Raw genomic sequence first — 459 nt, forward strand, 5'->3', positions numbered from 1 at the left:
ATGGCATTTGTGAACGTTTTCACAGGACGATACAGGACGAGTTTTATGCCATAGCTTTTAGAAAGAAAATTTACAGAAGTATTGAAGAACTGCAATTAGACTTAAACAGTTGGTTGTCCTATTACAAAAATGAAAGAACGCATACTGGAAAACATTGTTATGGTAAAACACCGATGCAGACGTTTTTGGATAGTAAAACTATTGCAAAAGAGAAATTATTGGAAATTCTTGCAGTGGAACAAAAAATCCTTACTTTTGGAAGTAACAACAATATAGAATAACTGACAATTATTTTAACACTTAACTGTCAGATTAAGTCGGGGCTATTACAATTTATTGTTTTACAAAAATTTATTTTTCAATAATAACACTTCAGTCTCAAGTTTCAGCTTCATATTAAGAAAAGGAGTAAATATATTGATTAAAGGATGATATATAGAATTGTAATTTAATCCTTTG

1 protein-coding gene is annotated in these 459 nt (G+C 29.4%); it reads left to right on the top strand.

Annotated elements, in window-relative coordinates:
* On the top strand, positions 1–281 hold a 281-nt coding region (locus GNY06_RS08580), incomplete at its 5' end, for an integrase core domain-containing protein (RefSeq protein WP_166519698.1).
* Between the last annotated feature and the right edge of the window lie 178 nt (positions 282–459).

Source organism: Elizabethkingia argenteiflava (genome assembly GCF_009904105.1).
GTDB lineage: Bacteria > Bacteroidota > Bacteroidia > Flavobacteriales > Weeksellaceae > Elizabethkingia > Elizabethkingia argenteiflava.